This window comes from Natrinema sp. 1APR25-10V2, from assembly GCF_031626495.1.
Lineage (GTDB): Archaea > Halobacteriota > Halobacteria > Halobacteriales > Natrialbaceae > Natrinema.
This window is the reverse complement of the sequence record NZ_JAMQOJ010000007.1, coordinates 222,731-243,198: the sequence shown is the minus strand read 5'-3', so window position 1 is coordinate 243,198 and position 20,468 is coordinate 222,731. Positions and strand designations below refer to the sequence as shown.

At 66.4% G+C, this 20,468-nt stretch carries 21 protein-coding genes and 1 tRNA gene; 15 read left to right on the top strand and 7 right to left on the bottom strand.

Translation table 11 applies throughout. The features are described 5' to 3' along the window. Positions 1-49 precede the first annotated feature (49 nt). Positions 50-394, top strand: a complete 345-nt coding sequence (locus tag NDO75_RS21770) for a hypothetical protein (RefSeq protein WP_310908717.1) — start codon at positions 50-52, stop codon at positions 392-394. 7 nt (positions 395-401) lie between these two features. Here NDO75_RS21770 and NDO75_RS21765 read toward each other — a convergent pair whose 3' ends face one another. Then, on the bottom strand, positions 402-854 hold the full coding sequence (locus NDO75_RS21765; protein WP_310908716.1) for a hypothetical protein: 453 nt from the start codon (positions 852-854) through the stop codon (positions 402-404). A 197-nt stretch (positions 855-1,051) separates the two neighbouring features. Here NDO75_RS21765 and NDO75_RS21760 point away from each other — a divergent pair, with 197 nt between their 5' ends. The 4 genes from NDO75_RS21760 (at position 1,052) to NDO75_RS21745 (ending at position 5,548) form a co-directional block, all read left to right on the top strand. Next, positions 1,052-3,163, top strand: a complete 2,112-nt coding sequence (locus tag NDO75_RS21760) for an acetate--CoA ligase family protein (protein ID WP_310908715.1) — start codon at positions 1,052-1,054, stop codon at positions 3,161-3,163. After that, entirely contained in the window at positions 3,160-4,302 is a 1,143-nt protein-coding gene (locus NDO75_RS21755) for a phosphotransacetylase family protein (protein ID WP_310908714.1), read from the top strand. The genes NDO75_RS21760 and NDO75_RS21755 overlap by 4 nt, the downstream gene beginning before the upstream one ends. Before the next feature lie 95 nt (positions 4,303-4,397). Further along, positions 4,398-5,168, top strand: coding sequence for an enoyl-CoA hydratase/isomerase family protein (locus tag NDO75_RS21750; RefSeq protein WP_310908713.1), 771 nt, complete (start codon positions 4,398-4,400; stop codon positions 5,166-5,168). An 86-nt stretch (positions 5,169-5,254) separates the two neighbouring features. Then, positions 5,255-5,548: a PRC-barrel domain-containing protein gene (locus NDO75_RS21745; RefSeq protein WP_310908712.1), complete on the top strand. Its 294-nt coding sequence runs from the start codon at positions 5,255-5,257 to the stop codon at positions 5,546-5,548. Between the two features lie 5 nt (positions 5,549-5,553). Here the strand turns inward: NDO75_RS21745 and NDO75_RS21740 are convergent, their stop codons facing one another. Next, positions 5,554-7,011 carry a DHH family phosphoesterase gene (locus NDO75_RS21740; protein ID WP_310908711.1) on the bottom strand — a complete coding sequence of 486 codons (1,458 nt, stop codon included), beginning with the start codon at positions 7,009-7,011 and terminating at the stop codon, positions 5,554-5,556. A gap of 161 nt (positions 7,012-7,172) precedes the next feature. Here NDO75_RS21740 and NDO75_RS21735 point away from each other — a divergent pair. From NDO75_RS21735 to NDO75_RS21705, 7 genes are all read left to right on the top strand, one after another. Continuing rightward, positions 7,173-7,246, top strand: a tRNA-Lys gene (locus NDO75_RS21735). Positions 7,247-7,377: 131 nt separating this feature from the next. Next, positions 7,378-8,043 (top strand): MBL fold metallo-hydrolase, encoded by a 666-nt coding sequence (locus NDO75_RS21730; protein WP_310908710.1) that lies wholly within the window; start codon positions 7,378-7,380, stop codon positions 8,041-8,043. Between the two features lie 149 nt (positions 8,044-8,192). After that, a complete protein-coding gene (locus NDO75_RS21725) occupies positions 8,193-9,146 on the top strand; it encodes an extracellular solute-binding protein (RefSeq protein WP_310908709.1) in 954 nt (317 codons plus the stop codon). 104 nt (positions 9,147-9,250) lie between these two features. Continuing rightward, entirely contained in the window at positions 9,251-10,024 is a 774-nt protein-coding gene (locus NDO75_RS21720) for an ABC transporter permease (protein ID WP_310908831.1), read from the top strand. A gap of 131 nt (positions 10,025-10,155) precedes the next feature. Continuing rightward, complete coding sequence (locus NDO75_RS21715; RefSeq protein WP_310908708.1) at positions 10,156-10,824, top strand: helix-turn-helix domain-containing protein; 669 nt, start codon at positions 10,156-10,158, stop codon at positions 10,822-10,824. A 171-nt stretch (positions 10,825-10,995) separates the two neighbouring features. Further along, entirely contained in the window at positions 10,996-11,760 is a 765-nt protein-coding gene (locus tag NDO75_RS21710; protein WP_310908707.1) for an enoyl-CoA hydratase-related protein, read from the top strand. Positions 11,761-11,876: 116 nt separating this feature from the next. Further along, positions 11,877-12,296 carry a hypothetical protein gene (locus tag NDO75_RS21705; RefSeq protein ID WP_310908706.1) on the top strand — a complete coding sequence of 140 codons (420 nt, stop codon included), beginning with the start codon at positions 11,877-11,879 and terminating at the stop codon, positions 12,294-12,296. Between the two features lie 89 nt (positions 12,297-12,385). Here the strand turns inward: NDO75_RS21705 and NDO75_RS21700 are convergent, their stop codons facing one another. From NDO75_RS21700 to pyrB, 4 genes are all read right to left on the bottom strand, one after another. Beyond that, positions 12,386-13,549: a hypothetical protein gene (locus NDO75_RS21700; protein ID WP_310908705.1), complete on the bottom strand. Its 1,164-nt coding sequence runs from the start codon at positions 13,547-13,549 to the stop codon at positions 12,386-12,388. Between the two features lie 271 nt (positions 13,550-13,820). Further along, on the bottom strand, positions 13,821-14,666 hold the full coding sequence (locus NDO75_RS21695) for a hypothetical protein (RefSeq protein WP_310908704.1): 846 nt from the start codon (positions 14,664-14,666) through the stop codon (positions 13,821-13,823). A gap of 242 nt (positions 14,667-14,908) precedes the next feature. Continuing rightward, a complete protein-coding gene (gene pyrI / locus NDO75_RS21690) occupies positions 14,909-15,397 on the bottom strand; it encodes an aspartate carbamoyltransferase regulatory subunit (RefSeq protein WP_310908703.1) in 489 nt (162 codons plus the stop codon). Further along, complete coding sequence (gene pyrB / locus NDO75_RS21685) at positions 15,390-16,334, bottom strand: aspartate carbamoyltransferase (RefSeq protein ID WP_310908702.1); 945 nt, start codon at positions 16,332-16,334, stop codon at positions 15,390-15,392. The genes pyrI and pyrB overlap by 8 nt, the downstream gene beginning before the upstream one ends. Before the next feature lie 156 nt (positions 16,335-16,490). Here pyrB and NDO75_RS21680 point away from each other — a divergent pair, with 156 nt between their 5' ends. Then, a complete protein-coding gene (locus tag NDO75_RS21680) occupies positions 16,491-17,114 on the top strand; it encodes a transcriptional regulator (RefSeq protein ID WP_310908701.1) in 624 nt (207 codons plus the stop codon). 332 nt (positions 17,115-17,446) lie between these two features. Here NDO75_RS21680 and NDO75_RS21675 read toward each other — a convergent pair whose 3' ends face one another. Further along, a complete protein-coding gene (locus NDO75_RS21675; protein WP_310908700.1) occupies positions 17,447-18,415 on the bottom strand; it encodes a peptidylprolyl isomerase in 969 nt (322 codons plus the stop codon). 89 nt (positions 18,416-18,504) lie between these two features. On the opposite strand from NDO75_RS21675, the gene cyaB reads away from it, so the two are divergent. Both cyaB and NDO75_RS21665 read left to right on the top strand, forming a co-directional pair. After that, positions 18,505-19,047: a class IV adenylate cyclase gene (gene cyaB, locus NDO75_RS21670; protein WP_310908699.1), complete on the top strand. Its 543-nt coding sequence runs from the start codon at positions 18,505-18,507 to the stop codon at positions 19,045-19,047. 143 nt (positions 19,048-19,190) lie between these two features. Beyond that, positions 19,191-20,396 (top strand): methionine adenosyltransferase, encoded by a 1,206-nt coding sequence (locus tag NDO75_RS21665; RefSeq protein ID WP_310908698.1) that lies wholly within the window; start codon positions 19,191-19,193, stop codon positions 20,394-20,396. Positions 20,397-20,468 lie beyond the last annotated feature (72 nt).

Below are 20,468 nucleotides of genomic sequence, written 5' to 3'. Positions count from 1 at the left end.
GTCCAGGCGCGACCGTCGGAACTACGTGGCAGCTGGATAATCATTCTGCATGAACGGCAGATCGATCGAGATCGCTGCGAGCGCCGTCTTCGTGTTCGCCGCCGGATTCGCACTCTGGCCGCCGCGACACGTTTACTGGTCGCGGGTCGGGAACGTGCTCGGCGAGCCGTTGACGCTCGCTCTCGTGGTCGTTCTCGCCGTAATCGTCGGGGGCGGTGCCGTCGCTCTCCTCAATGTCCGCCTCGCGGCGTTCGCCGCCGGTGGACTGATCGCCTACGTCGCGGGCATGGCGCTTATCGCGGTCGTCATAGAGCCGATCAGCCCGGTCCACCTGGTGTTGTACGGCGGACTGCTCGCCTGTTTCGTCCTCGGGGCGGCGATTTCGGCGCGGTAGCGTCTCGTCACGCGCGGGCTTCGGTCCGCGATCCGTCGAGAAGCCGGAAGACGACGCCGAGCGCGGAGCAAACCGCGCCGACAGGGACGAGCACGAGTCCGATTCCGAGTCCCCACGGGGGGCCGGGAATCAGTACGTCGAACGACCGGGCGACCAACACGGGCACGGCCAGCAGGACGACAGAGAGGCTGCCGGCGACGGCCCCACCGGTGAGGAATCGCTGTGCCCGTGCGGTCGGATTCCACAGGCGAGTGACGAGGAACAGGAGCCCGGCTTCGGCGAGCGCGATGAAGCCCGCAACCGCGCACACCACAGCGAAAATCGCCGCGATTCCGGCTGCGAACCCGTCGCCGGGCGGATTTTCGGGGACCGATACGTACAACATCGCAGCGGTCAGGAGGCTGATCGCGCCCAGCAGTGCGGTGCCGGCAGCGAGGGTACGGGGTCGAAGGGAGGGCATCGACTGAACAGGTTGACATACCGACAGTTCCGAGTTAAAAGTACCTCATCGTCGCAACCGACCGCGAAACCCGATCGAAGCGGCGACTCGAGGCCGAACGTCCGATTTCCGACGCCGGCCCGATCGGCTCGCGGGTCCTCTCCGACTGCTGGAACACGCCGCACGTTTAACACCCTACTCGGCGAACCCCTCGACCGATGGGACGGTTATCCGCACTCTTCGATCCCGAGACCGTCGCCGTGGTCGGCGCGACCGACCGCGAGGGCGCGGTCGGGCGGGCGATCCTCGAGAACCTGCGCGACGAGTTCGCGGGGAGGGTCGTGCCGATCAATCCCTCGCGTGACGAGGTGCTCGGGCTCGAGTGTTATCCGGACGCGACGAGCGCGCCGCCGATCGACCTCGCGGTGGTCGTCGTTCCGCCCGAGATCGTGATCGAGTCGATCCGCGATCTCGCCGCGGCAGGCACCGAGAACGTGGTCGTCATCACCGCCGGCTTCTCGGAGACGGGCAGCGAGGGCGCCGCGCGCGAGCGACGGCTCCGAGAGATCGCCGCCGAACACGACCTGAACGTCGTCGGCCCCAACAGTCTGGGAATCATGTCGACGCCGAACGGGATGAACGCCACGTTCGGCCCCGAGAGCGCGCTCGAGGGCTCGATCTCCTTCATGAGTCAGTCGGGGGCGTTCATCACCGCCGTCCTCGACTGGGCCAACGACCAGGGGATCGGCTTTCGGGACGTGGTCTCGCTGGGCAACAAGTCCGTCCTCGACGAAACTGACTTCGTTCGCGAGTGGGGCGACGATCCAGACACCGACGTGATCATCGGCTACCTCGAGGACATCGGCGACGGCGGGGCGTTCCTCGAGGCCGCCCGAGAGGTCACCACCGACACGCCGATCGTCCTCGTCAAGTCCGGCCGGACCGACGCCGGCGCACAGGCGGCCTCCTCGCACACCGGCGCGATCGCGGGCAGCGAGCGGGCCTACGAGGCCGGCCTCGAGCAGGCCGGCGTCATCCGGGCGCGCTCGGTCCAGGAACTGTTCGACTACGCCCGGGCGCTCTCGGGGCTGCCCGAACCCGAGACCGACGGCGTCGCCGTCGTCACCAACGCGGGGGGCCCGGGCGTTCTGACGACCGACGCGGTCGGCGACTCGACGCTCGAGATGGCCTCCTTCACCGACGAGACCGTCGACGCGCTGGCCGACGCGATGCCCGACGAGGCCAACGTCTACAACCCGATCGACGCGATCGGCGACGCCGACGTGGAGCGGTTCGGCGAAGCCCTGGAGATCGCGCTCGCGGATCCCAACGTCGGCAGCGCGATCGTCGTCGCCGCGCCGACGGCGGTGCTCCCCTACGACGACCTCGCCGAGACGGTCATCGACGAACTCGAGGCCCACGACACGCCGGTCGTCACCTGCCTGATGGGTGGCGAGCGGGCGCGCGAGGCCGAGGCGACGCTGCGCGACTCGGGGATTCCGAACTACTTCGATCCCTCGCGGGCGGTGGCGGGGCTGGACGCGCTCGCTCGCTTCCGGGATATCCGCGAGCGGACGGTCGCCGAACCCGAGACGTTCGACGTCGACCGCGCCCGCGCCCGCGAGATCCTGTCGCGGACGAAGCGCCGGGACGACAACCGCCTCGGCGTCGAGTCGATGGACCTGCTCGAGGCCTACGGGATTCCGACGCCGGCCGGCGAAATCGTGGACGATCCCGATCGGGCTCGCGAGGTGGCAGCGGGGATCGACGGCGACGTCGTCCTCAAGATCGTCAGCCCCGATATCTCGCACAAATCCGACATCGGCGGCGTCAAGGTCGGCGTCGCTGACGAGGACGTCTACGACGCCTACGAAGACATCGTCGCTCGAGCGCGTAACTACCAGCCCGACGCGACGATCGTCGGCGTGCAGGTCCAGGAGTTGCTCGACCTCGAGTCGTCGACCGAGACGATCGTCGGGATGAACCGCGACCCGCAGTTCGGCCCGTTGCTGCTGTTCGGGCTGGGCGGCATCTTCGTCGAGATCCTCGAGGACACGTCGGTCCGCGTGGCCCCGATCGGCGAGAGCGAGGCTCGTGAGATGGTCGACGAGATTCGGGCCGCACCTCTCTTGCGCGGCGCTCGCGGCCGCGAGCCGGCCGACGTCGACGGCGTCGTCGAGACGATTCAGCGGCTCTCCCAGCTGGTGACGGAGTTCCCGGCGATCCTCGAACTCGACGTGAACCCGCTCGTGGCGGGCCCCGATGGCGTACAGGCGGTCGACCTGCGGCTCACCGTCGACCCGGACGAACTCGACACGGAGGAACCATGACCGACACCGATTCAGACGCCGAACCAACGGACACCGAACCGGAGACAGCATCCGATACCACCGCCGCCGGCGCCGGCGGCGACACCGAGACGCTGCTCGTCAGCTCGCTCGCCGAGAGCAGCGGCAAAACTGCCGTCGCACTGTCGCTGGCCCGACTCGCGCGGGCCGAGGGCGACAGCGTCGGCTACATGAAACCCAAGGGGACCCGGCTGCAGAGCAACGTCGGGAAGACCCTGGACGAGGACCCGCTGCTCGCCCGCGAACTGCTCGACCTCGAGGCGGAGATGCACGACCTGGAACCCGTCGTCTACTCGCCGACGTTCATCGAGCAGGCGATCCGCGGCCGCGAGGAGCCGGCCGAACTCCGCGAGCGCGTTCGGGAGGCCTTCGAGACGCTCGCGGCCGACCGCGACCGCATGTTCGTCGAGGGCGGCGGACGCTACGACGTCGGCGGCATCGTCGAGCTGGCGGACGCCGACATCGCGGACCTGCTGGACGCGCGCGTGCTGCTGATCGCGCCCTACGAGGTCCCCGCGGACGTCGACGACGTCATCGCCGCCGCCGAACGGTTCGGCGATCGGCTCGGGGGCGTCGTCTTCAACAACGTCTCCGACGCGGCCTTCGACGGCCTCGAGACGGACGTGATCCCGTTCCTCGAGGACCGGGGAATTCCGGTCCACGGCGTCCTCCCGAGCGAGCGGGAGCTCTCGGGCGTGACGGTCGCCGAACTCGCGGACGAGCTCGGCGCGACGACCCTCGTCGACGAGGGACAGGACGCCTACGTCGAGCGGTTCGCCGTCGGCGCGATGGGTGCCGACAGCGCCCTGCGACGGTTCCGTCGGACGAAAAACGCCGCCGTCATCACCGGCGGCGACCGCGCCGAGATCCACACCGCCGCCCTCGAGGCCCCCGGCGTCCGCTGTCTCATCCTCACCGGCGGCCACCGGCCCTCGGGGGCGATCCTCGGCCAGGCCAGCGAGAAGGGCGTCCCGATCCTCGCGGTCCGGACGGACACGCTCGCGACCGTCGAGCGCGCCGAGGACGTGATCCGGAGCGGCCGGACGCGGGACGAGGCGACCGTCGATCGGATGCAGCGGCTGCTGTCGGATCACGCCGCCGTCGACGCGATTCTCGAGTAGGCTCGAGGTCCTGTACGCCCGTGGAGCGACTCGCGGCGGCCGCCCGCCCCGACCGACGGTTCGTTTTTGTCGCTGGCCGAAGTCGGGTCGAACGGATGACTGACGTTACCGTCTCACACGACGACGCGGACCGGTTCGCGACCGTAACTATCGACCGCCCGGACGCGGGCAACGCGATGTCACCGGCCGTCATCGCCGATCTCGGAGAGCTCATCGAGGCGACTGCAGCGGACGACGCCGTCCGCTCGATCGTCGTCACCGGCGCCGACGGGACGTTTTCGGCGGGTGCCGACGTCGACGTCTTCGCCGCTCGAGCCGACGATCCCGACGCCGTGATCGACTACCTCGACTCGTTTTCGGAGCTGTACGCACGTATGGAGGGCGTCTCGGTGCCGATCATCGGACGGGTGAACGGCCCCGCCTACGGCGGCGGGTACGAACTCGCGATGGCCTGCGACGTCAGGATCGCCTCGACCGACGCGGAGCTCTGCCCGGCCGAGCTTCGGATGGGAATCGTGCCGCCGTTCGAACGCCTCGCCATGGAACTCGGCGAGGGGCCGGCGAGGGAGCTCTGTTTCACCGGCGGCGTCCTCGAGGCCGAGGCGGTCGCCGACACCGGCCTCTTCAGCCGCGTCGTCGCGCCCGATCGACTCGACGACGCGGTTCGCGATATCGCGAGTCGTATCGCCGCCCGGAGCCCGAACGCGGTCGCGCAAACGAAGCGGGCGATGATCAGACATCGGGCCGACGAACTCGCTCGCGGACAGGCGTATCGGCACGCCCTCGACGAACAGTGCGTGCGCCACCCCGACTTCGCCGAGTCGGTCGCGGCGTTTCGCGAGGGTCGGGACCCCGACTACGAGTGACCGGACTCGAGTCCGCGGACCACATTCGGCAGCGTGACTGTCACGTCTGACCAAGAATTAAGAGTCCGCCACGCATGGAGCCAGACATGGACGACATTCCCCAGGAGATCACGTCCCTCGTCGGCCGCGAGGTGTACTCGAACAACGGCGTCTTCGTCGGCGAAGTCGAGGACCTCCGGCTGAACGTCGACGGCGAAGCCGTCACCGGACTGGCGCTCTCGAACCTCAACACCGAACTGTTCGCGGACGAGGCCCGCAGCGGGCGAGGCATCATCGTTCCCTACCGCTGGGTGCGGTCCGTCGGCGACATCATTCTCATCAACGACGTCGTCGAGCGCGTTCGCGAACCGGACGAGGAAGAAGACGAGCTGCTGGCCTGAGTTCCCTAACTGCCGTTCGATCCTTCGCTACTCCCTTCGACGCCCATCGCGTCGAACAGCGTCCGCTTGACCGCCTCTTCGGTCAGATCGAGCAGCGTATCCCGCGTGTCCTCCGAGATTTCGATGCCGGTAAAGATTCCCAGCGGAATCTCCGCGCTGGCCTGCGTGGAGTGGCCGGCGGTCTCGCCGATCTCGCCGTAGGCGTCGTCGAGCACCTTGCCGATGTTGATGCGGATGTCCTTCGAGCGCCCGGCCAGGAAGATCGTCTCGTCGGCGATGCCGAAGACGGCGGTCGTCGTGACGCCCTCGAGGTTCAGCAGGTGGCTCGCGGCCTGGGTCAACGCCTCGCGGTCGCGGACGAAGCCGGCGTTGGAGACGAGGTGGCTGCCCTGCACGTCGCGGTTCGTGATCGCCTCCGCGAGCACGTCCAGCGTCTCGGGGGACATCGACGGCGACTCGACCTGTTCTAGCGTGTCGTGGTTCGCGAACGGATAGAGGTAGGCCGCGGCGGTCAGATCGGCGGGGGTAGTGTCGCGTTTGAAATCCAGCGTCTCCGCGCGGATGCCGTAGAGCAGTGCGGTGGCGACCTCCTCGGAGACGTTCATGTCGAACTCCTGAATGTACTTCGTCATGATCGTCGACGTCGAGGACATGTTCGGCCGGATGTCGACGAACTCGGGTTCGAACTCCGTCTCGGATTCGGCCTCGTGGTGGTCGATCACGATATCGACCGGGAGCTCCATCTCGCTCGAAGTGGCGTGATCGACCAACGCGACGGTGTCGTAGATCGAGTGGTCTTCGATCTCGTCCCACCCGACGAGGTCGATCCCGAGCAGATTGACGAACGCGCGGTTCTCCTGATGGCCCACGTCGCCCAGATAGATGATGTCCGACTCGACGCCGAGGTGATCGGCGATCGCCTGCAAGGCCGCCGCGCTGGCGATCGAGTCCGGATCGGGGCTGTCCTGAGTGACGATCGCCAATCGCGTCGAGGTCTCCTCGACGATGCCGGCGAGCTTCCCCGCGTTGTACTCGAGTTCGCCGGACTCGAGCGCCCGCAGCGCGGATTCGGCGATGACCGAGGAGGGGTTGATGACGATATCGGCGCCGAGTTCGGAGAGTTCGTCGCCGGAGACGGGGTCGCTCGCGCGGGCGACGATGAACTGATCCTCGCTGCTGTTGCGGATGTGTTCGACGGCACGCTTGTTGGACTCGACGTCCGAGGCGAGGATGAGGACGACGTCCCGGTCGGTCACTAGCTCCGCGACCTCTGGTTCCCGAATGTCGGCCGTTCGAGCGTCTAGGTCCTGATCTCGGAGCGATTCGACGCGGCTCTCGTCGCGGTCGATGATCGAGACGTCTTTGCCCTGCTCGACGAGTTCCTCCGCGACGGCGTACCCCACGCTGCCACAGCCCAAGATAGCGTAGTCAGAAATCGACGAAATCGTAACCCCCGTACTCATTGCCCGAGTGGTCGGACCGGCCGCACTTAACGCTCCCGAAGAGTGGCACGAACTGACGGCAACCGGGTGACTCGAGGCCGGCGCGATTCGCTCGTGGATCACTGCCACGGAGCCCGCCAAGGGAAACGTATTTGAACGACCGAAGGAAAGTCGGAGGTACAGGGCCGGTAGCTCAGTCCGGCAGAGCGTCTGACTCTTAATCAGACGGTCGCGTGTTCAAATCGCGCCCGGCCCGCTTTTGCGAGGAACGGTTTCGTGAGGAGCAAAGCGGCAAGCATCGAGGGGCAAGGTGCCGTGACTCCGTCGCCGCCTCGAGGACCGACCGACTGATCTATAAGCCGCCGCAGGTCGTACGCTCGAGCCGCAATGACTGTCGACTACGAGGGACTCACGTTCGAGCGCATCGGCCACGCGAGCGTCCGACTCGAGACCGAGGATGGAACGACGATCTACGTCGATCCCTGGGGCGAGGTGCTCGAGGACGAACCGGCAGACGGCGACGTGGTGTTCGTCACGCACGACGATTACGACCACTACGATCCGGACGCGATCGAGGCCGTCGCGGGGCCGGACGCGACTGTCGCCGTCTACGAGGCGGTCGACACCGCGGACCTCGCGTTCGACGTCGTCGACCTGCCTCACCAGGGGGAGACGACCGTGGCGGGTATCGACGTCCGAACCGTTCCGGCCTACAACGATCCCGATGGGGACCACGTCGACGACGACGGGAACCCGTTCCACGCCGAGGGCGAGGTGGTCGGCCTATTGCTGACGATCGACGGGACGACGGTCTTCTTCCCGTCGGACACGGACTTCCTCGAGCACCACGAGTCGATCTCGGCGGACGTGTTCGTCCCGCCGATCGGCGGTCACTTCACGATGGATCGCCGCGAGGCCGCCGACTTCGCGCGACGAGTCGATCCCGAACTGGTCCTGCCCGAGCACTACGACACGTTCGAGCCGATCGAGACCGACGCCGAGGCGTTCGCCGCCGAGCTCGAGGGAGACGACATTCGCGTCGAACTGTTCTGACGAGTACCGGCGCTCGGTGCTCGGCTGTCGGTCCAGTGATCGAGGACGCGATCGGAAGCAATCCGGCTGCGAGCAACCTGTTTCAGTTACGCTCCCGCAAGATAGGAACCAATACCAGTTGTATTTACCCTTACAATCGAATGGGACGTATGCGCAGTGATGACAGCCGTATCGGCGTCTCCGCGTCGAGCCGTCGCGCGGTCCTCGCCGCGACCGGCGGGTTGACGGCCGGCGTGATCGGAACGGCGGGCTGTCTCGGGAGCGCTGACGGCGTTCGGGTGCTCGCTGCGGGCAGTCTTGCCACCCTGCTCGAGGACGGCGTCGGGCCGACGTTCGAGTCCGAAACGGACAGCCGGTACGAGGGCGAGTACTACGGGACCAACGCCCTGTTGCGGCTGGTCGAAGACGGAACGAAGCATCCGGACGTGGTCATCGGTGCCGACGTGGACCTCCTGCGCGAGCGGCTCTACCCCGAGCAGGTCGACTGGGACGTCGCGTTCGCGGCAAACGAGGTCGTCATCGCCTACGCGTCGGAGACCGAACTCGGGTCGCGGCTGGCGGCCGGCAAGCCGTGGTACGAGGTCTTCGCCGACGCCGACGCCGGTGAGATCGCGATCAGCGATCCGGACCTCGATCCGCTCGGGTATCGGGCGATCCTGCTGTTCGAACTCCTCGAGCGCGAACACGGCCTCGAGGGCTTTCGCGACGCGATGGCCGAGAAGGTATACCGCGAACCCGACGAGCCGCGCCTGCTCGCCGGTCTCGAGAACGGCAACCGGGCCTGCGCGGTCGCCTACGGTAACATGGCCGCCGAGCGCGACGTTGCGGTTCGCGAGCTACCCGACGCATACAACTTCGGGAATCCCACCTACGCCGACCGCTACGCCCAGGTGAGCTACACGACCGAGAGCGGCCACACCGTCGCGGGATCGCCGGTCGTCTACAACGCGACGGTTCTGACCGGGGCAGATACCCCGGACGCGGGCCGGGAGTTCGTCTCGTTTCTGCTCGAGCGCGGGGACCTGCTCGCCGAACACGGCCTTCGCGTCGGCGACGCCCTGCCGCGGTTCCACGGCGATCCGCCGGAGGCGATCGAGCCGTGAGAGCGCCGATCCGTCGCTCCGGGTCGTCGGGCGACGGACCCTCGAGCGACGGGTCGTCGAGCGATGCACCGGCCGGAACCCGGGTCTCCGGGGGTCTCGGGGGGCTGTCTGGCGGGCTCGCCGTGCCGGCGTTGCTCGGCGCAGTCTTGCTCGCGTACTTCGTCGTTCCCGTCGCCGTCTTCCTATCGCAGGCCCGCGAAGTAGATATCGCCGCCGTCGTCGCCGATCCGGCGATTCGCGACGCCGTCGCGACCTCGCTGCTAACGGCACCCGTCTCGACGGCCATCGCGACCGTTTTCGGCGTTCCATTGGCGTACATCCTCTCTCGAGTCTCGTTTCGCGGGAAGCGGTTGCTCGAGGCCGTCGTCTTGCTCCCGCTGGTCGTCCCGCCGATCGTCGGCGGCGTGATGCTGCTGACCGTGGTTGGCCGATACACGCCGATCGGGGCGGCTGCGGCCGCCCTCGGTGTCCCGTTGACTGGCAGTCGCGTCGGCGTGATCCTCGCTCAGACGTTCGTCGCCGGCCCGTTTCTCGTCGTCGTCGCCCGGTCGGGCTTCGACAGCGTCGATCCTCGGCTCGAGGAAGCTGCCCGGACGCTCGGGCACAGCCGGCTGGGGACCGTTCGACGCGTCTCGCTGCCGCTCGCACGCGACGCCATCGCCGCCGGCATCGTGTTGACGTTCGTCCGGGCGATCGGCGAGTTCGGCGCGACGATGATGGTCGCCTACACGCCGCGGACGATGCCGACTCAGATCCGCGTCTCGTTTATCGCCCGCGGAATCGACGCGATCGTCCCGATCGCGCTCGCCCTGCTCGCTATCGCGGTGATCGTCGTCGTCGCCGTCCAGTTGCTCGTCGGAACGCCGCGTCGGCACTAATCCGGCGTGCTGGCGGCGCACATCCGTGCCGGACGAGAATCGATCAGATCTCGTGTAATTCGGTCTAATCTCCTCTAAGTGCTTTGGAAGTGGGGTTATGGATATTGTCGTTCTATTCCCGAGTGAGACTCATGACATCCATCGCAGACATCGAGATCCCGGCCGACGGAACCGGAACCGGCCAGTTGTTCGAGGACGTGCCCTCGCTCTCCTGTGAAATGGAGCGAGTGATCGCCTCGAGCGGTCACGGACTCTGGCTCTCGGGACCGTCGCAGTCGGAGATCGAGGACGCGCTCGACGAGGCGGACGCGATCGGCACCTACTCCCAGATCAGCAGCGACGAGGACCGCTGGCTCTACGACATCGAGTTCGAGCCGGACACGGTCGACCCCTTCGAGATCGTCCTCGAGGAGGGCGGCACGGTGCTGAGCGCCTCGGCTTCGAACGGGACCTGGCTGCTGAGCGTCCGCGTCGTCGACCGCGAGAGCGTCAGTTCGCTGTACGACCGCCTCGACGACAACGACGTGACGCCGACGATCGTCCGGCTGTTCGATCTGGCCGAAGAGACGCACTCCCAGTGTGGCCTGACGACGCGCCAGTACGAGACGCTGGTTGCCGCGATCGATCACGGCTACTTCGAGATTCCTCGTGAAGTCTCGATGCAGGAACTCTCCGAGGAGCTCGGGATCTCTCATCAGGCTCTCTCCGAGCGCCTGCGCCGTGCCTACCGCGCGCTGGTCACGTCCGAACTCGACGTGACCGAAGAGGACGCTGCCGTATCTCCCGTCCCGTCGAACTAAGTCCACCAGATACCGGTTGTCGCGCCGACTCGATGCTTTTCGCCGGTCGTTACACCAGCGACGACGTCTATCGTCGTCGCTCTGCTGACAGCGCTCGACCCGTAGACCCCGCGCGGACCCGCTGCCCGCGGACCGCCTACCGTTAAGAGCACGGCAGCCGACGCTCACGGTATGAAGATCGACAGCGACGGCGGCATACTTCGACTGACCTTCGATCGTCCGGACGCGCTCAACGCGCTCACGGCGGAAACGGCCGACGACCTGGCCGACGCGATCGAGGACGCCACGACCGACGAGTACGACGCGATCGTCGTCACCGGCGCGGGCGACGCCTTCAGCGCCGGCGGCGACCTCGAGTCGCTCGCCGAAACGCCCGGCTCCTCGCGGGAGGCCTACGAGGAAGTCACCGCGACCTTCGGCCGCGTCGTCGAAGCCATGCTCGAGTGCCCGGTGCCGATCGTCGCGAAGGTCAACGGCGACGCCATCGGCGCGGGGCTCTCGATCGTCGCACTCGCGGACATCGCCTACGCCGCTGCGGACGCGACGTTCTCCTGTGCGTTCGTCAGGGTCGGACTGATCCCCGACACCGGCGGCACTGTCATGCTCCCCCACATCGTCGGTCTGCGAGCCGCGAAAGAGCTCGCCTTCACCGGCGAGTTCTTCGACGCCGAGCGCGCCGCCGACCTCGAGCTGGTCAACGAGGCGGTACCCGCCGACGAACTCGACGACCGGGTCGCCGAGACCGTCCAGCGCCTCGCGAACGGCCCGACGGACACCATCGGTATGATGAAGCAGGCGATGCACGAGAACATGACCCGACCGTGGGACGAAGCCCTGGACTACGAGAACCTGCTGCAGGCTCAGGCTCGCACGTCGGCCGCCCACGAGGAAGGGGTCGCGGCCTTCCTCGAGGACCGGGAGCCGAAGTTCGAGTAGTCGAGACGAACCGACTGTCTACGGGGTCCCGACGGCGGCGACTCGAACTCCCACGCCGATCGCAAGCGGACGCAAGCACCATTGGCTTGCGCGAATCTAGCGTACGGAAAAATGCAATGTCCACACAGTTTACTGACAGCGACGTCGGCAAGCGTGTCGTCAACGCCGACGGCGACGAGGTCGGAATGATCGCCGCCGTCGAACACGGCACCGCCCACGTCGAACCGGACCCCGGAATCACGGACTCGATCAAGGCGAAACTCGGCTGGAGCGACAGCGGCGAAGACACGTACCCGCTCCAGGAGGAGGCGGTCGGCCGCGTAACCGACGACGAAGTCCACCTCGAGCGGGACCTCTCCGGGGTGGGGTCGACGAGCGGAACGGACACCGCTACCGGAACCACGGGTACCGGAACGACCGACGATCGCGGTATCGACCGGGACGAAAACGATATCGGCGGCACCGACGACGAGGGGATCATCCGCGACGATGACGACGACGATCTCCTCGGCGACGATACCGATCGCCGTCGGTAAGCTCGGTCCGCAGTCACAGTTTGTTTTTCAGCGTTGAGACCGGTGGCGAGCCGGGCGACCGTCGGTTCCGACGGGAGTCGCCGAGCGACTTACTCCTGCTCCGAGTTTCGATCCTCGCCGCGGTTTCCGGTGGTCCGCGGGGACCCTTCGGTCGAGATGTTCATTTCCTCCATCGCGCTCATCTCGTCGGTACGGTGTCGCTCGCTCCGGTTGCGCTCGTCGGTGCGCTCCGACCCAGGACCGCGCATGGCCGACTGTCCGGTCTGTCTCTGCCCTGTCTGTGTGGTCGAGCGCCCCTGCTCGCCCTGTTCGCGGCGGTCGGTATCGATCCGCTGGGAATACTCCTTCGGCGCCCGACCCTGCCCGGTCCGCGGCTGTGACGACTGCTGCTGTCGAGTCGGTCGGTCGAACGCTTGCTCACCGCCGCGGTTCGGCCCGCCGGTCTGCGTCTGCTGTGTCTCTTGGGGTTGCCGTGATCGGGCCCGCTGCGGGGGTTGTTCTTGCTCCCGTCGCTGCTCGATGTGTCCCGTCGGCGGTGCGCGACCCGACTCCTGTTGCGATTGGCCGGGACCGCCCTGCTGGGACTGGCCCTCGAACTGGCCGGTTGGCTGGGGTTGGGGCTGTGGCTGGGACTGCCCCGTGTGCGTTGGCGTCGCGGTCATCGGCTGTCGCTCGGGACGGGTCGTACCGGCCGATTCGCCGCCGTACTCGGCCGGCGAGACCCACTCGCCGGTTTCCGAATACTGCTGTTGGGGCTGTGTCTGCGCTCCCTGCCCCGTCTGTCGCCCGGTCGTCTGGCGGCTACTGGGCTGCTGCCCCGTGCTGTAGCCCGTCGTCCGTTGACCGATACCCTGTTCGCTCGTCTGACCCTGACCCGGCTGCTGTCCCATCGCCTGCATCTGACCCCCCATCTGCTCCATCTGCTCCATCTGGGCCATCTGCGGCTGTGCTGCGGCCTCGAACCCCTGTTCCATCACCTGCTCCATCTCCGGCATCATCGCCTCGACGCCCTGCAGATAGCTCTCCATCATCGATTCCGTGAACCGCGGCCCGGGCGTGTTCTCGAGCAGCGACTTCGTCATTTCGAGGCCCTGCTGCTGGGCGGTCTCTTGCCACTTGATCGCGCTCAGCGTCATTCGCGCCATGTTACGCTGGAGATCGATCAACTGCTCCATCGTCTCCTGGCCCTGATTCATCGCCGACTCCGCCATCCGTCCGGTGTCCGTCGACTGCTGGGATTGATTCTGTCTCATGGGAATCACCTGAAGATCGCGCGCCGCGACCGCCCGATCCTCGGGTCACGATTGCGCGCGACCGAGACGCAAATAAAGAGGGGCGTCGGTTCCGCTCGGAAGCACGAGCCAAACCGCTCGTAAACGAACGACCGTCGAACCGCTCAGGGTGTCTCGAGATCGCCCGCCGTCTCGATGGTATCAGACGATAATCGTCTTGTACAGCGACGTAATCTCATCTTAGGAACGGAAACAGTGGGCCGAAATGCAAAGACGGCCTCCGATCGGGCGATCAGGTGTCATCGTCGACGTTCGGGTTGCCGTGGGTGACTCCCTCGCGCTCGTCGGCTCGCATCCGACGGAGCGCCGCTCGTCCGTTGCTCGCCTCGTACCCGAAGAAAACTCCCTCGGCGTACTCCTCGGCGACCTCGACCGCGTGGATCAGGTTGTCGACGTCGACGTTTACCGCGTACAACTCGATATTAAACAGCGTCTCGAGTGCGCTCTCGAATCCCTTCGCGATCGTCTCGAGCCAGTAGGTCGTCCCGTAGGCGGTGTCGTACAGCGGGACGACGAACTCGTCGACGTACTCCTCGATGGCCTCGAGGTCGATGCCGGCGCGCTCGTAGAGGTGCCCGGGATACGGATCGGGGTAGAGCGTCATGTAGACCGTCCCGGGGATGTGTGCGACGGCTTCTTCGACGAATTCGGTGATGACGCTGGCTCGCCACGCCATGCGGTCGTCGTATTCGCTGGCGTCGAACGCCTGCTCGCAGACGCCACAGCGGCAGTACTCCGCACGCGGGAAGCCGATATCGTCGAGGCGGACGTCCTCGTTCTCGGCGACGCAGTCGTCGATGACCTCGAGCAAGCCTTCTCGATAGTCCTCGCGAGAGGGGCAGATGTAGGCCCAGTCGAAGTAGGACCGTTCGCGGTCGGCCGGCCGGCCCATGTCGTCGACGGGAACGAGCGACGGGTCGGCGTCGGCGGCGGCGTTGTCGCCGAAACAGGAGACCATGTTCACCCCGTCCTCGATCGGTTCGGCAGACCGGCCGGTCACGTCCTTGACCTCGTAGAAGCCGCGGTCGAACTCCGGCCACCGTACTTCTTCGGCGTTACGGGTGACGACGCCGTACATAACTCAGGGTACGGCCCCGTCCCCGTAAGCCGTTCGGAATCGTGCGTTACGCTTCGGTCGGTTCGTAGTCGACTTCGACGTCCGACGAGCCGCTGAAGGCGACCTTGTAGAGGACGGCGATGACGAACAGGGCGAGTACGATCTTGACGGTACGTGACATGTACAGGAGAAGATTCGGCTGGGAAATACTTAGGTATTCTGGATACTCACCCGGCCGTGAAGATGCCGACCCGCACGGCCCTTCAGGTGTCGATCAGCGACGGGATCTCGTCGCGGACGATCGTCTCACAGTACGAGCAGCGAACGCCGTCCTCGAGGACGGAAAATCGCGACGTGACGGGCTCGCCGCCGGTCGTGATACAGCCGGGGTTGGGACACGAGAGGACGCCCTCGACGACTTCGGGGCGTTCGACCCGGTGTTTCTCGACGACGTCGTAGTCCCGGACGATGTTGATCGTCGCATCGGGCGCGATAAGCGAGAGGACGTCGACCTCGTCCTGGCTCAGCTCGCGACCCTCGACCTTGACGATGTCCTTGCGCGCGAGCCGGTCCGAGGGGACGTTCATCCCGATCGAGAGCTCCTCGCCCTCGCTGCCGTCGATGCCGAGGATCGCGAGGACGTTCAGCGCTTGCCCGCCCCGGACGTGGTCGATCACGGTCCCGTCGCGGATCTTGCTGACGCGCAGTTCGTGGTCGTCGTTCCCGTCGTGGTGGTCGTGATCGTTACTCATCGTCGTCACCCCTGATACCGCGGTCGTCGCTCAACAGCAGGTCCAACAGCGCCATCCGGACCGGGACGCCGTTGTGTGCCTGCTCGAAGTAGGCCGCGTGGTCGGTCTCGTCGATCTCGGGTGCGATCTCGTCGACGCGGGGCAGCGGATGCATCACCGTCAGGTCGTCGCTCGCGGCCTCGAGCGTGTCGGCGTCGATCCGGTACTCGCCGGCGACCTTCTGGTACTCGTTCTCGTCGGGGAACCGCTCGCGCTGGATGCGCGTGACGTAGAGGACGTCCAGTGAGGGCAGGACATCGTCCAGAGATTCGTGTTCGCGGATCCCCGTCGCACCCCCCTGCTGGTGAAGGTCGTAGACGACCTCGCGGGGCAGTTGCAGACTCTCCGGGCTGATGAAGTGCTGGCGCGCGTCGAAGTTCGTCAGCGCGTAGGCCAGCGAGTGGACGGTCCGACCGTACTTCAGGTCGCCCATGATCCCGATCGTGAGACCCTCCAGACCGGCGTTCTCCCTGATGGTGTAGAGATCGAGCAGCGTCTGGGACGGATGGTGACCCGCGCCGTCGCCCGCGTTTACCAACGGCACGTCGACGAACTCGCTGGCCATCGTCGCCGACCCCTGCTTCGGGTGACGCAGGACGAGCGCGTCGGCGTAGCCCTCGATGACCCGGACGGTGTCGGCGAGCGTCTCCCCCTTCTTCACGCTCGAGGACTCGACCGAACCCATGTCGACGACGTCCCCCCCGAGCCGCTTCATGGCGGTTTCGAAGCTCATCTTCGTCCGCGTGCTCGGCTCGAAAAAGAGCAGCCCGAGCAACGCCCCGGCGTGGCGGTCGGCGACGGCCGAGGGGTCGGCGTCGATCTCGGCCGCGTGGTCGAGGACGGTCTCGATGTCCGCCCGCGAGAGTTGTTTGCTCGTGATGAGGTGATCGTGGCGCATTCGTTCGTGTAGGCTGTGGCATGCCCCTTGAATCTCTCCATTCGGCGATGGTGCTGGGCGACCCTACCGTCGACCGTCGTCCGGTCCGCCGGTTACGAGACGCGTGCATCTAAGGCAAAGAGTTATACAGACACTACAGCAATTGGTCACAATTGTATGGTCGGTCGGCTGGATACCGGAATCGACGTGCTCGATCGGAAACTCGACGGCGGACTTCCGCCGGGGTGTATCGTCGCGTACGCCGCCGAGGCGGCCAGCCAGTCCGAACTCCTCCTCTACGAACTCACTGCTGCTCGCGGGACGCTCTACCTCTCGACCGAGCGGTCGGACGATGCCGTTCGCCACGCTATCGAATCCTCACCGTCGGCCGTCGGTAGCCCGACGGTCAGACACGTCACCAGCGACACGCCCATCGAAGAAGCGACGCGACTCATCGGCGCGCTCCCCGACGGTGCGAACCTCATCATCGACACGATGGACGTCCTCGAGCGCTGTGATACCGACGAGTACATCGCGTTCTGCAACGACCTCAAATCGCAGATGCTCGAGACGGGGAGCATCGCCGTCCTCCACTGTCTCAAAGGCAACGCCCCCGAGAACCGGTCCCGGACCTTCCACGCCGCCGACGCCGTCTTCGACCTGCGAACCGAGATCGCGGGCACCGAACTCGAGAATCACCTGACGGTACCCAAGTTCCGCGGCGGCAGCCAGCCCACCGACGCGATCAAACTCGAGCTGACAGAGGAAGTGGCGATCGACACGAGCCGTGACATCGCGTAACTCCCGCCAGAGCTGGAGCTGATCGATCGAGTCGACGACGATGAGAGCGTCACGTTCTCCGAAATCGAGCCGCTGCGCGAGTGAATTCGCGGTTAGCTGTCCGTCAGTGACGCGACGTTAGCCGTCGGTAGTGCAAGTACGCGACGGCGGACGCGATCGCGAACCGAGTACCGCTCAGTAGGCACCTCGGTCCACCCGACCGCCGCTCGCGACTGCTCGTCGGCTCACCCATCGCTCCGCTGGCCGTACGCTTCGTCGGGGGAAAATCCGTTCCGCGCATCTTCGTGGTCGGACGACCGGCCGGCGGGCGATCCCACCGGTGTGCCGCCGCGTTACTCTTCTGCGCCTTCGAGCTCTTCGACGATCTCGTCGGCGTCGACGTCGGCGTCCTCGAGAGCCTCCTCGATGTCGCCGCCGCCCATGCCGCCCATACCGCCCATCATGCCGCCCATACCGCCCATGCCCATGCCGTCGATGACTTCCTGGACGATGACGCGGTCGACGCCGATCTGGTCGATGATCTGCTGGCCGATCTGCTGTTTGCCCATCATCCACTGCTGGTTCATCGTCATCTGGGGCGTGGCCTCGAGGTAGAGCGTCTCCTTCTCGACGGTCTGGGTCTCGAACTCGGGCTCGGCGTCCTCGTCTTCGTCCTCGTCGGGCTCGACGGGGACTTCCTCCTCGACCTCGTCCGTCTCGATCCAGAGTTCGGGCTCCATCCCGAGGAACATCTCGAACAGGCCGGCGGCCTGCCGCTCGCGATCCTCGACCTCCTCGACGACCGTGTACTCGTACTCGACGTCGTCACCCGCGAGCGGGTGGTTGAAGTCGACGCGGGCGCGGCCGCCGATGATCGTGCTGATGTAGCCCTGCTGGCCGTCGATCTGGACGTTCGCGCCGGGGTAGCGGTCGTCCTCGTCGATCTTCTCGGCGCTGACGGTCTGGACGTCGTCGGGGTCGTACTCGCCGAAGGCGTCCGCGGCGGGGACCGTCACGGTACCGGAGTCGCCGGGCTCGGAGCCGACGATGGCGTCCTCGACGGCGTCGAAGATGTGGCCCTCACCCAGAATGATCGTTCGCGGCTTGAACTCCTGGCCCTGGTCGTCGACGCCCTCCTCCTCGGCGACTTCGGGGTCGGTCGTGTCGACCAGCTGTTCGTCCTCGACGGTGTAGGCGGTGTACTCGATCTCGACGAAGTCGCCTTCCTGCAGCCCCTCGGCTTCGGTGGCGTCTTCGTCTTCGACTTCTTCGTCGACGTCATCGGCCTGCTCCTCGAGCTCGGCCTCCTGATCCTCGGTCATACGTTGTACGTCCCGCCGTCTGCATTTAAGGGCGACGCTTTGCGGCCGGGAGCGACTGATTCTTACGACCGCCGTTCGTTACCCCGAGCATGTACGAGGTCGAAGTGAAGGTCCCCGCCGATCTCGCGACCGTCCGCGACCGGCTCGCGGCCCTCGACGCGACGCCCGAGGGCAGCGTCGTCCAGGTCGACACCTACTACGATGCCCCCCACCGTGACTTTCCGGAGACGGACGAAGCGCTGCGGATCCGCGAAGAGCGGCCCGCCGACGGGGCCGACGAGACGCGGATCACGTACAAGGGCCCGCTCGTCGACGACGAGTCCAAGACCCGCGAGGAGGTCGAGACGGCCATCCGAGATGGCGAGAAGTTCGACGCGATCCTTATGAACCTCGGTTTCGAACCCGCCGCGACCGTGCGCAAGGAGCGCGACCGATTCTCGCTCGAGGGCTACACCGTCACGCTCGATTCGGTCGACGGCGTCGGCGAGTACGTCGAAGTCGAGACCGACGTGGCGGACGAATCCGATCTCGAGGCGGCCCGCGACGGCGCGTACGACGTCCTCGAGCGGCTCGGACTCGACCCGAACGACCAAATTCGAACCTCGTATCTCGGCCTGTTGCTCGAGTCCTGACGACTCTCGCTTCCCGACCGCCCCCACTCGTGTCCGTTCGGGGCGATAGTGCTCGTGTGCTGACGCATAACTCACGGCAGTTATGATCTCGCTCCCCAATCATATCCGCAAGTTATAGAACCTCGCTCCCTCTATGGCCGCTAATGAGCGAGCGGAACATTCGAATCGAGTCCGTCGACCGGCAGGCGGTCGAGGATCAGGACGTCGAAATCGTCGAGCGAAAGGGGATCGGCCACCCCGACTCCATCTGTGACGGGATCGCCGAGAGCGTCGCCGGGGCGCTCGCCCGCGAGTATCTAGACCGCGTCGGCGAAGTGCTTCACTTCAACACCGACGAGACGCAACTCGTCGCGGGCGAGGCCGCACCCGCCTTCGGCGGCGGCGAGGTCGTCGACCCCATCTATCTGCTGATCGTCGGCCGCGCGACTAAACACTACGAGGGCCAGACCATCCCCGCCGAAACCATCGCGCTGCGAGCCGCCCGCGAGTACCTCGAGTCCGAGATTCCCCAGCTGACCGTCGGTGAGGACATCGTCGTCGACGTGAAACTCGGCGAGGGCAGCGGCGACCTGCAGGAGGTCTTCGGGGAGGACGAAGTGAGCGTCCCGATGGCAAACGACACCAGCTTCGGCGTCGGCCACGCGCCGCTGACCGAGACCGAGGAGATCGTCCACGAGACCGAGCGACGGCTCAACGGCGAGTACGCCGAGGAAAACCCGGCACTCGGTCCCGACGTGAAGATCATGGGCAAGCGAGAGGGCGACACGATCGACGTCACCGTCGCGGCCGCGATGGTCGACGAGTACGTCCCGAACATGGACGGCTACGTCGAGGCCGTCGAGTCCGTCCGGGAGTTCGTCGAGAGCGTCGCGCGCGAGCACACCGACCGCGAGGTCAACGTCCACGTCAACACGGCCGACGACTACGAGGAGGGGTCGATCTATCTCACAGTGACCGGCACCTCCGCGGAACAGGGCGACGACGGCTCCGTCGGCCGGGGTAACCGCGCCAACGGGCTCATCACGCCCAACCGCTCGATGTCGATGGAAGCGACCAGCGGCAAGAACCCGGTCAACCACATCGGGAAGATCTACAACCTGCTCTCGACGGAGATCGCCGAGGAGGTCGTGGCGGAGGTCGACGGCATCCGCGACCTGCGCGTCCGCCTCCTCTCCCAGATCGGCCGCCCGATCGACCAGCCACACGTCGCCGACGTGCAGGTCGTCACCGACGACGGCGTCGCCGTCTCGGACGTCCGGGCCGACGTGGAGGCGATCGTCGACCAGGAACTCGCCGACGTGACCGAGATCACCCGCCGCGTGATCGAGGGCGAACTCTCGACCTTCTGAGGCCAGCGCATCGACTCCTCGAGCCGTGATCGTCCCGTTTCCGACCGACACCGAATCGCCGTCGGTTCGGTG